Here is a 13050-nt window from a genome sequence, read left to right on the forward strand (position 1 = left end):
TAACTTCTCCTCGCTATGTTGGCCCTGTGACTTCGCTGGCCGAGATTCCGCCTTCGCCGCAGGGCGCCCCGTACCAGATGCCCGCGCCGCTCCCGCCGCTCTGCCATGTCACGGTGGTGGGGCCGCACAGGAAGGCCGACCTGGCGCTACCCGCCGACATCCCGCTGCCGCACGTGCTGCCCGGCCTGCTGCGGGCCATGGGGGAGCTGGGCGACGAGAACGCCGCCGCGCCCGGCTGGACGCTCCAGCGGCTCGGCGGGCCGCCGTTCGACCTGGGGCAGAGCCTGGGCCAGCTCGGCGTGCTCGACGGTGAGATCCTCTACCTGCGGCCGCGCGAGGTGGCCCTGCCGCCCGCCCGGTACGACGACGTGGCGGACGTGGTCGCCACCGGCATCCGCGAGGGCAAGGGCAAGTGGCAGGCCAGGCACACGCGGGCCATGGGCAGCGGGGCGGCCTGCGGGCTGCTCGTCGCCGGGGCCGCGGCGCTGGCGCTCGGCGGGCTGACGCCGCTGGTCACCGCGATCGTGGCGGGCGCGCTCGCGCTGCTGCTCGTCGGGGTGGGTGTGGCCTTGTCCAGGGCGGTGGGCAACTCCGGCGCGGGCGCGGTGATCGGCTGCAGCGCGCTGCCGTACGCGTTCCTGGCCGGGCTGTCCGCCCCGGCGGGCGGGGGCGTGCTGACCTCGGTGGCCTCGCCACAACTGCTCGCGGCGCTGGCCTGCACGGCGCTCGTGGCCACGCTCGGCGGCACGGCCATCGCCGACGGTGTGCCCGGCTTCCTCGGTACGGCCATCGCCGCCATGGTGGGCGCCGTGGGCGCGGCCGTGGTGATGGTGACAGGGACGTCCGGGGGAGGGGCCGCCGCCGTGGCCGCGTCCGTGGTCATGGCGCTCAGCCCGCTGATTCCCGTGCTGTCGTTCCGGCTGGCCAAGGTCCCGCTGCCGAACATGCCCACCAACGCCGACGAACTGCGCAACGACAACCAGCGACTCGACGCCGCGTCCGTGCTGCGGCGCACCGGCGCGGCCCAGCTCTACGCGACCGGCATGATCATCGGGATCTGCCTGGTCGGCCTCGGCGCGCACGTGCTGCTCGTGACGGAGGGCACGTGGATCGCCGTGGCGATGTCCGTGGTGCTGTCGCTGACGCAGCTCATGCGGGCGCGGCTGTTCCAGGGCGTCGGGCAGCGGCTGTGGCTGATGCTCACCGGGTTCGCCGGACTGGCCACGGTCGCCGTCGAGCTGGGGGTCGTGGTGGGCGGGCTGGTCGCGGTGGCCGTCCTGCTCGGGCTGCTGTGGACCGCGATGGTGGTCGTCGGCCTGGGCGTCTGGCTCCCCGACGGGCGGCTGTCGCCCTTCTGGGGACGGGCCGCCGACATCGTGGACTGGCTGCTCATCGCGGCCCTGGTGCCGCTGGCGCTCGGTGTGCTGGACGTCTACGCCTGGGTACGCGGGCTCGCCGGGTAGAGGCGAGCCCGGGTGAGGCGGGCTGGGCGGTCAGTCGGTCAGTCGTCGGAGGCGGCGCGGCGGCGGATGTCCTCCAGGTTGGCCATGCGCTCGTGCATGTCACGCGAGAACGAGTTCTGCAGCTCGTCGAACTGGCGCTGGATCGCCTCCAGGGAGATCCCCAGAGAGGGATCCACCGGAATGAGCGCTCTGGCCTTGCGCGCCTGGTCGTCCTGAGCCGCCTGGACCGCCTGGATGATCTCCTCGGTCAGCTCGTCGAGCTCCATGCGGCTCGCTCTGGCACCCAGCTTGAGCTGGTCGAGGCGTCCGTTGGGGTCCATGCGCGCCCTGACCACGCCGCTGCGGCTCTCTCCCTCGCCTGTGACGCTGCCAATCTGGTCCATCGCACTGGTCAGCTCATGTAGCGAGCGCTCGCTCTCACGCAGGACGCGGTCGAGGTCGTCGGGATCGAGGTTGAGGGGATCCATGCGATCACACCATCGGACACCGGTGAACGGATGGGGAGTGCCGGGTGTCCGGATGCTGAAGTGATCCGAAAATCCCGTTAGGCATGATGAAAGAGGGGCAATACGTCGCAAGAATGCCACTTTGTGGCAAGCACGCGCGAGATCTACGTCACCCCGAACGCCATCCGCAAGACCCGGACGCGCGTAAGGGAGGAGTTGAAGGCAGAGGTCGGCCACGTCCGGTCCATGATCCCGTCGACCGACGTGAGCGATGGATGGGTGGGGGGGTTCGGCCCGCTGGGCAATATGATCATCGGAAGCACGTACAAGGGCGTCCAGAACGACTGTGACCAGACACTGGGCGAGGCGATGGGCACGCTGGACAGTTGGGACGGGGTCTTGGAAACCTGTGAGCGGAACTGGGAGGCCGTAGTGCGCGCCCGCTGGCTCCGGTTCCGCGCATGAACAACCCCCTCTCTCACGTCCGCCCGATCGCGAACCCCGCACGCCTCACACCAGAGGGATCGGCACCGCCCCGGATCCCCTTGAATCCCGAGACCGGAAAAATAGGGCCGCTGTCCACCGCATCCACCACCGCATCCGCACCGAGCGCGGCCTCGAGGGCGACGGGCCTGCTGAAGGTCGCCGGTCGCGTCTCTGCGGTCGTCATTCCCACCATTTTGCTGGTCTCCACCGCATTGGCGGACGAGGGGGAGATCGCGCGGGCGGCCACCAACTGGAAAGCCGGCATGGCCAGCAGGTACGACGACGGCATCAAGAACCTCATGCCGATGATCCAGAGGACGTCCGAGGCGGGCTGGATCGCGCTTGATCAGATGGCGTTCGCCCGCGCGCAGCAGATCTTCCACCGGGAGATCGGCGTGGTGCGCAAGATGTTCGATGACATCGGAGGGGTGCTCGACGAGATCGCCGCCAGCTTCCGAAACTTCTGGACCACTGTCGAGGTCGTGGCCGGGGTGGCGGCTCTGGCGATCATCAGGGCCGTGTGGTTGCGGTACTTCCCGTCGCCGGCCACCAGTGTCATGGGAGCATTGATGGAGAAGGTGATCGGCGCCAAGCTGCTCAACATCTCCGCCATCGCCGTGGGCGCGCTGGCAGCCGTGCTCGTCATGAGCGTCGAGACCCTGCGCACCATTACCAGGAAGAAGCTCCAGTTCGGCTACGTCGCGCCGACGGGGGCGGCCGCAGTCGACTTCCGCGAGGCGAGGATCGACATCACGGATCTCCCCTCCTTCCACGAGCCGACTGCCCCCGGGAAGCTCCCCGACGGCTCCGAGAACTTCGACTGGGTGTCGCCGGACGTGCAGACCACCACGCCGGAATCGGGGCCCAACGCGCAGAACACGCAGACCACCTCGTCGGACGCGCAGGCCACTTCGCCGGACGCGCAGTCCCCCGCGCCGAACGGACAGACCGCGGCGCCGGGCGCGCAGCCGACCACGACCTCACCTCAGCAGGTCACGGTCGCGAGGAACGCCACCCTGTCCGACATCGCCCAGCAGGTGTACGGCGACAGCAGCCGGTATCGGGACATCTACGAGGCCAACCGCGACCTCATCGGCGACGATCCCAACGTGATCGCTCCCGGGCAGAGGCTGCGGATTCCCGAACCCGACAACTGACCGGCCGACACGAACGCTTCGCGGCGAGCGGGCGGGCTCTGATGCCCGGAGCAGGCAGGACATGAGCCGGTCGCCCGGAGCCTGGTTACCCACCGGTGTCAGGGGGCCGAATTTGTGCGTCAAACATGCCCTTTGCTCCCCACAGGTGTTACCTATGAGGCAAGATGTACCTTGTGGCGGATTTTGGGGATTTCGGCGACTTCGACATGGATCGGATGCTGGACGCGTTCGACAAGCAGATCGCCAAGTCCGAGGAGTTGCAGAAGCGCATGGCGCTCCTCGTCGGCCGTGGCGAGGATCCTGACGGCCTGGTCGTCGTCGAGTACGCCGCGGAGGGCCTGCGCACGCTGGACATCCGCCCGAAGGGCATGCGCCTGAGCGCGGCGGAGCTGTCGGAGCGGATCAAGGCCACGCTGGCGGCCGCGACCGAGGACCTGCAGCGGCGCACGCAGGAACTCATGGCCGAGATTCTGGGCCCGAACAGTTCCCCGGTAGGCATGATGCAGAACGCGGAGGAACTGCTGGCTCCGGTCAGGCGCGCCGAGGCCAGCTATGACCGCGCCTTCGAGAACGTCATGGGCGAACTGGACCGGATCCGCCGCGACCTGGACCTTTGACCAGCCGGTTTGTCTGATTGTAAAGAAGTTGTTACACAGTTGCCCATTGGGCTGTCTGTTACCAGTGTGGCCATTGGTGCTTATATAGGGAAGAAGATCCGAAATTTGGCCATCGGCCATGGAGGTGGAAATGAGTGTAGAAGGCGCCTTTGTCGACGTTAATGCTGGCAGGCTCCGAACGGCGTCCGGCAGCGTGGTCGAGACCGCTCAGTACATCGAGGGCCTTCGGGAGTCTGTCGAGACCATCTCGATAGCCCTGTTCAACGCCCACTGGCTGGGGTCGGCGGCGACCAGATTCAGGACGGCCATGCAGGCGTGGGACGCATCCATGACGAGGGTGCGGGTGGACCTGGAGGGGATCGCCGACAACATGGGCGTCAACTCGATCGTCTACAGCGCGACCAATGAGGCGGCAGAGGCCGCTGTGGGGCAGATCGAGGGGCTCATCAACGTCGACATCCAGGGCGTCGGCCCCAGGACCAACGGCTAGTGGGAGGGAACCCGGATGTCTGATCAGATGGACTTCACCAAGGTCAACTTCACGCAGATGGATCTCGCTGCGGATGGCTTCGACGAGATCCTCAAGAAGTTCGTGGGGGCCACCGACGACCTGGTGGCTCAGCTGGAGAAGGACCTCGCAGAGGACTGGAAGGGCGAGGTGAAGAACCTGTTCCTGGATCGCCAGAAGCTCTGGAACCAGGAGGCCGCGAAGATGCATCTGCATCTGGACGAGCTGAAGAAGACGGTCAGGATCATCAACGAGAACTACCGGGAAGCCGAGCGGCGCAACATGTCCATGTGGCACGACGGCCGAGGCTGAGTCGGACCGCGGTTCACGTAGCGGCCACCGCGTGCGGTGGCCCGGCCCAGGTAAGGGGGGACATTGGCGGACCTCGATCCGCAGCCGTGGCCGGGGCTCGACGATTCCGACGACGAGCTGTTCTACGACGTGGGTAAGATGCGCGCCGTCGCCGACGACCTCGAGATCGCCCTGGTCCCCACGCAGGGCCCAGGCGGGACCCGCGAGGGCGGCACAGGTGCCGTGGAGGCTTTGACCAGGTACTTCTCCCTGGACACACAGCACATCGGGGAATGGCCGGCCGCGTGGGCGTTCGCCCACAGTGTCGGCACCACGGCCGTCGAACCGGGGACGTACGGGCCGTTCTTCCTGGCGCGCGGGCAGCGGCTCGCAGCGCTCTACCAGGAGTACGTCGAGCACTGCCAGGCCGTCATCCAGGTGATCAGGGACAGCGCCGACACCTACGAGCGGACGAACCCGGTGCCGGGCGACCCCGGAAGGTGAGAGGCCGTGGCAGAGCGGACCGTTGACATCCGCGACAAGGCTCACGCGCCGAAGGCCGAGCCGGTCAGAGAGTCGTACGAGCAGATCACCGCGTGGCTGGAGGCCACCTCCCCGCTTGAGGTGCACGACCGTGGCATGACCTACGAGCGCGTCGCGGGCGCGATCAGGTCGGTGGCGGAATCGCTCCCCGACATCGGCACGACCCTCAACGGGGCGTGGAAGTCCGCCAACTCCGCGCAGACCCAGCGGGCGTTGCAGATGCTCAACGCCAGCGGTCTCCAACTGGCCGACGCGATGGACAAGATGTCCCAGGCCCTCACGCTCTACGGGCGCGACTACCTGCCCGAGGCCATCGAGGCCGTGCGGTCGGCGTCCAGCGGAGATTCGGCGGCGACGCCCGAGCCGTCGCCCGGTCCCGCGCCGACGGCGTCGGAGAGCCCGGGACCCACCACGCCTCCGGTGCTCAGGCCGCAGACCACCCACGGGTGGGGCGAGCCCACGGCCGGAGCGAGCCCTCAGGCGTCCGAGGTGGACGACGAGGCCGCCAGGCGGGCCATGGAGAGGCTCAATCGACACATCGTCGACCTGTACGACTTCACGATCCCCGACAGCGTCACCGTCAACCTGCCGGAGGTCAACGCTGCCTCCGGCCCCGCGCCGACGCGCGAGATGCCACTCGGCACGCAGACGCCGTACCGGCAGGGCGGTGACGGCGGTGACGGCGGCGGTGGGTCAGGCGGAACAGGCGCAGGTTCGGGTAGTTCCAACGGATCGACCGGGTCCGCGGGGCGGGGCGGCTCCACCGGCTCCGACGGGGCCTCCGGCTCGGACGGCTCGTCCGGCTCCTCGGGCCAGGACCAGGACGACCGGCCGGACTCCGAGACACCGGAGGATTCCACCGGCGACCCGGGCTCGTCCGACCCGCCCGCCGGCCAGGACGCCCCGTCCGAGCAGGATCCCCCGTCCGAGCAGGGCGACGGCACGGACGCCACCGTGCCCCCCGTGATCGACGGCAACACCACCGACCCCGGGCAGACCACGCGGACCGGGGCCGAGACGACGGACCCGCGCGCCACCGAGACGGCGGGCACCCAGCCGAACGTGACGCAGTCGCCTGTCACCCAACTGCCGGCCACCCAGCAGCCCGTCACGACGCCGACGGGCGGCGTGCCCGCGGTGATCGGCGGATCCGGCGCGTACGCCCAGACGGGCGCCCCCGGAGCCGCCGCGGCGGCGGCCAAGGGCGGCACGGCGGGAGGTCTGGGCTACCCGTTCCTGCCGCCGATGGGCGGCGGCGGGGGAGCCGAGCAGGAACAGGAATACCAGCGCACGGTGTATCTCCCGGGAAGCCGCGACGACTGGCCGTCGGGCGAGGACGCCACCTCACCGACGATCGGCAACACCTAAGGAGGCGGCTTTGCCTATCGAGCTCAACCAGAACTGGCCGGGGACGTCGGACGAGGACAAGAACGCCGATCCGCACTTCGACCGTGCCGAGGTGCGGCGCGTCGTCGGGGACCTACAGGATCTGCTCAAGAAGCTCACCACCTCCTCCGGCAGCGCCGTGACGGAGTTCGCCAGGGCTCCGGGCGATCCCGTCCCCGAGCCCGAACTCCCCGCAGGCGCGGGCTCGCTGCCAGACCTCCAACGCTACTGCGCGCTCAGCCAGACCCAGATGGGCGAATGGCAGGCGGCCCTCCAGTACGGGACGACGGTGTCCATGGCCTATACGACGCTGATCGGTGACCAGGGCGGTTCCTACGGCTCCTACGCCATGCTGAACCGGCAGACGGACGAGACTTTCGACGCCCTGATGGACATGGCGCGGACCTCGAAGGACGCCGAGTCCGCGAACGAGGATGCCGTCAACCGCATGCAAGCCTGAGCCACCCGCGAGCCCCGAGACCAAGGAAGACGACGATGGCCGAGCCTGAGATCCAGACCACCCAACTCCGCTCCGGCAACGAGCCACTCGATCCGTCGGTCCAGGATCCGGGGTTCACGATGAGTCTGTTCGTGGACACGATGGGGCAGATCCGGGACCAGATCGACGCCACGGATCCGGGCTCGGTCCGGCTCGCCGGTCTCTACTACGAGGCGGCCGAGCCGCTGCTCAGAGGCTTCGCCGACGACCTCTTCGCGAAGGCCACCGAACTGGCCGAGTTCTACAAGGGCCCGGCGGCGTACGAGACCCAGCTCCAGCTCCGGAGCCTGGACGGCAGTGCGCGCGAACTGGCCGTGAAGCTCGGCCAACTGGGCAGGTCGCTGAGGGGGTACGGCGACACGCTCCAGTGGGCCCAGCTCAACGTCGTCGAGTCGAGAGGACGCGACTCCCGCTCCGACAACGACATCGACTGGGCGGACCAGATCCCCTTCTACGGGATCCAACGCTCCCAGCAGCGGGCCACCGACCACCTCGAGGCGGTCAACCAGCGGATCAAGCAACACTACGAGGCGCTGCCGATGGATCTGCAGCAGGCGCTGCCGTTCGCGGTCTCATCCGAGACGCCTGACTTCGGCCGTGACGTGCCCCTGCCGTCGGGCACTGGTGGGCCTGGCGCGGGCGGCCCCGTCAACGACCCATTCAGCCCCGGCCAAGTGCCCGGCAGCGTGCCCGGGCCCGGCGGCTCTTCCTCATCACCCGGGCAGTACTCCGATGCCCCCGAGAACGGGGTGCCAGGCATCGGCGGCGCAGGTTCCGGAAACGGGACCGGGGTGAGCGGCAGCGACGCGTTCGGCGGGCCCGACACGTCCGGCCTCACCGACTCCACGCTCGGGGGTGACACGCCCGGAGCAGTCCCTTCGGGCCCTTCCGTGAGTTCTCCGTCCGGCGGCGACTACGGCTCGACGAACCTGGCGGGCTACGACCCCTCGATGGCGTCGGGCGCCGCGAACGCCGCCCACTCCACCTCCACCTCCACCGGAAACGGCGGCGGCACCGGCCCCGGGATGGCGGCCGGCGCCGGGGTCTACTCCGGTGCCGCGGGGAACGCGTCGGGAACGTCGTCGGCGGCGTCCGCCGCCTCTCGGACGGGAGCCGGCGGTATGGGGTTCCCGATGGGCATGCCCACGAGCGGACACGGCAAGGAGGAGGAGAGCACGTCGGAGAGCACGTCCAACCTTTACGCGGACGACGACGTGTGGGGCGGGCCGGAAGCCGGCACCACCCCGTCCACGCTGGCGTGAGTTCAGTCGCAGTGCTCGAACGCCGGTGCGTCGTACTTGGCCGAGCCGATCGAGCCGCCCCACTTGACGCAGGTCTTCTTGGCCGAGGCACGGACCGGGCCCGCGTAGTACTGGAAGCTGCCCGAGTCGGTGCTGCGGGCCTTGCCCTTGACCTCCAGGTACGCCGTCATCGCGACCTTGCCCGACGAGCTGTTGCGCAGGGTCGTGACGCAGTTCTGGCCGGTGGAGGCCGAGTAGAGCAGGACGACCTTGCCCTGCGAGCCCAGGTTGGCCGAGTCGACCTGGGCGAAGCCCGAGCCGCAGACCTGCGTGGCCGAGTACGGGTTGCTCCCGCTGTTGCCGCCGCCGCCGTTGTTGCCGTTGGACTGCGTCGTCGTGCCGCCCCCGCCGCAGTTGCGCGAGGTGATCTTCCCGCCCGGGTAGCCGTAGGTCGAGCCGTTGAACTTGGCGGGCACGATCGAGCCGGACGAGGTGCGCTGCTCGTAGTGCAGGTGGGAGATCATTCCCTTGTGCTTGGCGGACGTGTTGCCCACGGTGCCGATCTTCTGGCCCTGCCGCACGGTCGCGCCGTTGGCGACGGAGCGGGCGTTCAGGTGGGCGTAGAGGGTGACGGTGCCGTCCGAGTGGCGGATCTTGATGACGTTGCCGAAGCCGTCCGCGGTCCGGTACTCCGACATGATCACTGTCCCGGCACCGGCCGCGACGACCGTCCTGCCGCGGTCGGCGTTGCCGTCGCCGGCGCTGCCGTTGAAGTCGATCTCGTAGCCCGCCGTGTGGGCGGAGCTCTTGTTGCTGCCCACCCAGGTCTCGCCACATGGGAACGGGAGCTGCAGCTTGGTGGCGGCTGTTGTGGCCTCCGCCAGGCCAGGGGCGGTGAGAGGCAGCACGGCGAGGCCGCACGCGCCTGCGATGAGTGTCTTGATCCGCATGGGGAAAGGCTGCCATCCCGATCATTCGGACGTCTAGATCATTGCCCAATTGTTCACGCTATGAGTTGATATTTGTCGATATCTTAGCCAGGTCGGGACATAACGCCATTTACGGACTGGAGAGCGCGCATGGGCGCTGGTGAGACGACCGGAGCGGCCGGCCTGTCGCAGGGCCTGGGCAGCGCGGCCGCGAGCAGCGAGATCCAGTACAAGGACGGCAAGATCCAAAATGCCGGCGAGGGCATCGGGGAGCAGGCGCCGACGTTGAACACGATGGCCCAGAACACCGGGGGCATCCGGGTCGAGTTCCCCGGTTTCGGCATCATGGGCCTCGGCCTCAACTACGCGCACGACAAGGTCAAGGACGACGCGCACACCGCACTCAAGCAAGCACGGGACGCGCTCACCAGCTACCGGACCGCCATGCGGAAACTGGAAGCCAACTACCAGAAGGTCGACCACGACAACGACGGCATCATCAAGACGGCCGCCGAGGGCGCCGGAGGTAGCGAAAAGACTCCCCCCATACCTGATCCCACGCCCACGCCCATGCCTGAGCCCACGCCCATGCCCGAGCCCGAGCCCATGCCTGAGCCCGAGCCCATCCCCGAGCCCGGGCCCACGCCGACACCTGATCCCACGCCGATACCCGAGCCCACGCCGATACCCGAGCCCACGCCGACACCCGGGCCCACGCCGACACCTGATCCCAATATCCCGGAGCCGGAGATACCGGACACCAACGTCCCCGACCCGAACGCCTCGGTGCCCTCGATCGAGGACCAGCTCAACCGCGAGGTCCCCACGGTGGACCCGAACGCGCTCGACCCCAACCAATCAGGTCTGTCCTCCTACGACCCACCCACCCTGAACACCACCCCCACCCCCGGCGGCACCACCTCCGTCGGCCCCGGCATGGGCGGCGGCGGCGGAACCCCCATGGGCGGCGGCAGTTCCTCTGGCGTCCAGCCGGCCGCCGCCTTGACGAACGGGATGCGCGGCATGAACGGCATGTCCGGCATGCCTTTCATGCCCATGTCCGGCGGCGGCCCAGGAGCCGAGGAGAAGGAGCGGGAGAAGCCCGAATACGTACGCGGCGACGAGGACGACTGGATGGACGACATCGACATCGCGCCGCCGGTGATCGGCGAGTGAGAAAGGCTGGCTTCTCGCATGTTCGACTACACCGGCTACTCGAGCGATCGGTGGCAGTTCATCACTGCCGCCTCGGTCGCGGGCGCGGCCGCAGTGATCCTCTACGACTTCCCGGTGGCCAGGAACATCGAGTTGGCGTTGATCACACTGGCAGCCAACCCGGGGAGCATCCAGGAGGCCGCCCAGCAATGGCAAGACCCCGCCCAGGCGCAAGAGGGCGGCGTCAACTTCCAATCCGTCAGGGATGAGGTCACGCGGCTCAAGGACGAGCTCCTGGAGAACGACTGGTGGAAGGGGGCCGCTGCGAACTCCTTCGGCGAGATGGTGAACCAGCTCGCCGAAGTGCTGGACACGGCCATGACCTACTTCACGGGGGTCGGCGAAGGACTGGGGGTCATCGCCACGGCATACCACTGGGCCGCGGAGGTGGCCGTGGTCGTGGCCGTCGTGATGATGAGCTTTGCCACCTTTCGTTTGGCCACCGTGGTCTGGCAGGCCGCTGGGCTCTACATCGGGATCAGAGGCGTCATCATGGGCGGCCTGGGGATGCTGGCCGAGGTCGTTCGGGGCCTGATGGGCAAGAACATGAAGGCCACAGGGATGCTCGCGCTCCTCCTGGCGTCGGTGAGCGGCATGTTCGCCATGATGACCCAGACCATCGACAAGGGCCGCCCCAGGCCGGACTTCGCGTCCACGGAGGTGGAGTTCGTGCCCAACGAAAATAAAAAGCTCCCGGGCGCGATCGAGGCCAAGAACGACGGCACGGCGTCGGCGGGCATGCCCACCGGCTCCGGGGGCATGGGCAGCTTCCTGCTCTGAGCGACACCACCGGACGCCGTCCACCGAACGGCGTCCGGTGTGTGCTACTGCGCCATGACCTGCATCGGCGAGTGGGCGGCGGCCGGGTCGAGGGACGGTCCCTCGGGCAGCAGGTGGACGAGGTTGGCCGGCATCGGCGCCACGTCCTCGGCGCCGTACCCCAGCTTGTTGATCTGGTCGCCCGACTGCAGCGCATGGCGCCTGCCCTGGTCGGTGAGCAGGAAGTAGGTCTGTACGAAGCCCTTCTGCCCGTCGCCCGGCAGCAGCCCGACCAGGGCCGCCGAGCCCGCCGGCATCAGCACCTGGTCGAAGTGCTCCTGGTCGCCCCGGACGGCGGGGGCGGGGACGGCCATGGTCGCGCCGACCGTCACCGTCGCGCGGGCCGAGCCGTTCTGCGTGTCGGCGTACACCGAGCACAGCGGCGCCGAGGCCGAGGCGGCGACCGCCTTGGGCAGGCTCGTGGGCAGCCCGCCCACGGTGAGCGAGCGGCCGGTGGCGGCGGCGTTGGCGGTGGCGGCGTCGATCTCCAGCGGCCTGGCTCCCTGGCCGCCGTACGCCTTCTTGAGGTCGGGCTCCTCCAGCAGCAGCGTGGCCTGGGTGAGGTTGATCGTGGCGAGCCCGTCGCTCAGCAGCACGTACCAGCGGTCCGCGGCGCCGCCCACCCCCTTCACCGTGTAGACGCGGCCGACCGCGGCGCTGCCGCCGTCGGGGCCGCGCATCTTCCTGCCCAGGTCGGGGATGGCCGGGGCGGCGAAGTCGGGGCCGGTGGGGATGGCGTTCACCCACGTCGCCGGCACCTTGCGGGGGCGGGCGTTGAGCGCGCGCACGCCGGTGTCGCCGGTTTTCATGCGCTGGTCGTTCCAGATCACCCACTGCTGCCGGCCGTCGGTGACGACCAGCGCGCCGCCGCCGACCGGTGTCCCGCCGACCTGGTCGCCGCCGACGAGCGTGACGTACGGCACCGGCGTGCCCGTGCTGTCCGCCGCCTCCGTGACGCAGACCGACCAGGGGCCCTTGATCAGCTTCTCCCTGGTGGGCAGCGAGTCGGGCGCGCCGGCGATGCCCACCAGCGGCCCGCGGGCGTACTTGGCCAGCGAGGCCGCGGAAACGCTCTTGACCTGGAAGTCCGTCGTGTCGAGCAGCAGCAGCGCGGAGACGTAGTTGGCGACCGGCAGCAGGCGTCGCTGGTCCTGGCTGTAGACGTAGGTGGCGCCGGTCTCCTTCTCGACGAGGAGCTGCCCGGGATCCTCCAGGTTCGTGGCCTGGCCGGGGCTGAGCAGCCCCCAGATCCCGAACCCCGCCATGATCAGCACTCCGACGAGTATTCCGCAGAACATCGCCACGTTGTGCCGCCGCGTCGGGCTTTCCGGCACATCGGGCTCGGCCTGCAGCAACGCCATTCCCAGGCGCTGCTGCATCAGCCGATGCGCCTGGTAGAGGTCCTTCCGGGTCTGCATCTCACTCCCCACGTGTCGCAGGCATCAGCATA

The 13050-nt window shown here is 69.1% G+C and carries 16 protein-coding genes; 12 read left to right on the plus strand and 4 right to left on the minus strand.

The features are described 5' to 3' along the window. Positions 1-26: 26 nt before the first annotated feature. Entirely contained in the window at positions 27-1463 is a 1437-nt protein-coding gene (gene eccD / locus ACZ6S0_RS12370; RefSeq protein ID WP_465915816.1) for a type VII secretion integral membrane protein EccD, read from the plus strand. A gap of 38 nt (positions 1464-1501) precedes the next feature. Here eccD and ACZ6S0_RS12375 read toward each other — a convergent pair whose 3' ends face one another. Then, complete coding sequence (locus ACZ6S0_RS12375) at positions 1502-1930, minus strand: YbaB/EbfC family nucleoid-associated protein (RefSeq protein ID WP_465915818.1); 429 nt, start codon at positions 1928-1930, stop codon at positions 1502-1504. A gap of 123 nt (positions 1931-2053) precedes the next feature. On the opposite strand from ACZ6S0_RS12375, the gene ACZ6S0_RS12380 reads away from it, so the two are divergent. After that, positions 2054-2374 carry a hypothetical protein gene (locus tag ACZ6S0_RS12380; protein WP_465915819.1) on the plus strand — a complete coding sequence of 107 codons (321 nt, stop codon included), beginning with the start codon at positions 2054-2056 and terminating at the stop codon, positions 2372-2374. Positions 2375-2387: 13 nt separating this feature from the next. Here ACZ6S0_RS12380 and ACZ6S0_RS12385 read toward each other — a convergent pair whose 3' ends face one another. Beyond that, on the minus strand, positions 2388-2696 hold the full coding sequence (locus ACZ6S0_RS12385) for a hypothetical protein (protein WP_465915821.1): 309 nt from the start codon (positions 2694-2696) through the stop codon (positions 2388-2390). A gap of 4 nt (positions 2697-2700) precedes the next feature. Between ACZ6S0_RS12385 and ACZ6S0_RS12390 the strand changes: the two genes are divergently transcribed. From ACZ6S0_RS12390 to ACZ6S0_RS12425, 8 genes are all read left to right on the plus strand, one after another. After that, the gene (locus ACZ6S0_RS12390) at positions 2701-3552 is read left to right on the plus strand and encodes a LysM peptidoglycan-binding domain-containing protein (RefSeq protein WP_465915823.1); all 852 of its coding nucleotides are present in this window, start codon (positions 2701-2703) and stop codon (positions 3550-3552) included. A 164-nt stretch (positions 3553-3716) separates the two neighbouring features. Then, positions 3717-4169 carry a YbaB/EbfC family nucleoid-associated protein gene (locus tag ACZ6S0_RS12395; RefSeq protein WP_465915825.1) on the plus strand — a complete coding sequence of 151 codons (453 nt, stop codon included), beginning with the start codon at positions 3717-3719 and terminating at the stop codon, positions 4167-4169. 130 nt (positions 4170-4299) lie between these two features. Beyond that, positions 4300-4659 (plus strand): WXG100 family type VII secretion target, encoded by a 360-nt coding sequence (locus tag ACZ6S0_RS12400; protein WP_465915827.1) that lies wholly within the window; start codon positions 4300-4302, stop codon positions 4657-4659. 15 nt (positions 4660-4674) lie between these two features. Beyond that, the gene (locus ACZ6S0_RS12405; protein ID WP_465915829.1) at positions 4675-4989 is read left to right on the plus strand and encodes a WXG100 family type VII secretion target; all 315 of its coding nucleotides are present in this window, start codon (positions 4675-4677) and stop codon (positions 4987-4989) included. Positions 4990-5052: 63 nt separating this feature from the next. Further along, entirely contained in the window at positions 5053-5472 is a 420-nt protein-coding gene (locus ACZ6S0_RS12410) for a hypothetical protein (RefSeq protein WP_465915830.1), read from the plus strand. A 6-nt stretch (positions 5473-5478) separates the two neighbouring features. Then, positions 5479-6879: a hypothetical protein gene (locus tag ACZ6S0_RS12415; protein ID WP_465915831.1), complete on the plus strand. Its 1401-nt coding sequence runs from the start codon at positions 5479-5481 to the stop codon at positions 6877-6879. Positions 6880-6889: 10 nt separating this feature from the next. Continuing rightward, entirely contained in the window at positions 6890-7357 is a 468-nt protein-coding gene (locus ACZ6S0_RS12420; protein ID WP_465915832.1) for a hypothetical protein, read from the plus strand. Between the two features lie 35 nt (positions 7358-7392). Continuing rightward, positions 7393-8658 carry a hypothetical protein gene (locus tag ACZ6S0_RS12425; RefSeq protein ID WP_465915835.1) on the plus strand — a complete coding sequence of 422 codons (1266 nt, stop codon included), beginning with the start codon at positions 7393-7395 and terminating at the stop codon, positions 8656-8658. A gap of 2 nt (positions 8659-8660) precedes the next feature. Here the strand turns inward: ACZ6S0_RS12425 and ACZ6S0_RS12430 are convergent, their stop codons facing one another. After that, entirely contained in the window at positions 8661-9587 is a 927-nt protein-coding gene (locus tag ACZ6S0_RS12430) for a M23 family metallopeptidase (RefSeq protein WP_465915836.1), read from the minus strand. A 129-nt stretch (positions 9588-9716) separates the two neighbouring features. Here ACZ6S0_RS12430 and ACZ6S0_RS12435 point away from each other — a divergent pair, with 129 nt between their 5' ends. Then, a complete protein-coding gene (locus ACZ6S0_RS12435) occupies positions 9717-10742 on the plus strand; it encodes a hypothetical protein (RefSeq protein WP_465915839.1) in 1026 nt (341 codons plus the stop codon). Positions 10743-10760: 18 nt separating this feature from the next. Next, on the plus strand, positions 10761-11561 hold the full coding sequence (locus tag ACZ6S0_RS12440; RefSeq protein ID WP_465915840.1) for a WXG100 family type VII secretion target: 801 nt from the start codon (positions 10761-10763) through the stop codon (positions 11559-11561). Positions 11562-11605: 44 nt separating this feature from the next. Here the strand turns inward: ACZ6S0_RS12440 and eccB are convergent, their stop codons facing one another. Beyond that, the gene (gene eccB, locus ACZ6S0_RS12445; RefSeq protein ID WP_465915842.1) at positions 11606-13018 is read right to left on the minus strand and encodes a type VII secretion protein EccB; all 1413 of its coding nucleotides are present in this window, start codon (positions 13016-13018) and stop codon (positions 11606-11608) included. Positions 13019-13050: the final 32 nt, after the last annotated feature.

The organism is Nonomuraea sp. NPDC051298, assembly GCF_055586305.1.

Bases quoted from the DNA above. Each gene is read 5' to 3' on its own strand.
- ACZ6S0_RS12405 (WP_465915829.1), top strand. From the start codon at position 4,675: ATGTCTGATCAGATGGACTTCACCAAGGTCAACTTCACGCAGATGGAT.
- ACZ6S0_RS12440 (WP_465915840.1), top strand. From the start codon at position 10,761: ATGTTCGACTACACCGGCTACTCGAGCGATCGGTGGCAGTTCATCACT.
- ACZ6S0_RS12375 (WP_465915818.1), bottom strand. From the start codon at position 1,930: ATGGATCCCCTCAACCTCGATCCCGACGACCTCGACCGCGTCCTGCGT.
- ACZ6S0_RS12390 (WP_465915823.1), top strand. From the start codon at position 2,701: ATGATCCAGAGGACGTCCGAGGCGGGCTGGATCGCGCTTGATCAGATG.
- ACZ6S0_RS12430 (WP_465915836.1), bottom strand. From the start codon at position 9,587: ATGCGGATCAAGACACTCATCGCAGGCGCGTGCGGCCTCGCCGTGCTG.
- ACZ6S0_RS12385 (WP_465915821.1), bottom strand. From the start codon at position 2,696: ATGAGGTTCTTGATGCCGTCGTCGTACCTGCTGGCCATGCCGGCTTTC.
- ACZ6S0_RS12425 (WP_465915835.1), top strand. From the start codon at position 7,393: ATGGCCGAGCCTGAGATCCAGACCACCCAACTCCGCTCCGGCAACGAG.
- ACZ6S0_RS12435 (WP_465915839.1), top strand. From the start codon at position 9,717: ATGGGCGCTGGTGAGACGACCGGAGCGGCCGGCCTGTCGCAGGGCCTG.
- ACZ6S0_RS12400 (WP_465915827.1), top strand. From the start codon at position 4,300: ATGAGTGTAGAAGGCGCCTTTGTCGACGTTAATGCTGGCAGGCTCCGA.
- eccB (WP_465915842.1), bottom strand. From the start codon at position 13,018: ATGCAGACCCGGAAGGACCTCTACCAGGCGCATCGGCTGATGCAGCAG.
- ACZ6S0_RS12395 (WP_465915825.1), top strand. From the start codon at position 3,717: ATGTACCTTGTGGCGGATTTTGGGGATTTCGGCGACTTCGACATGGAT.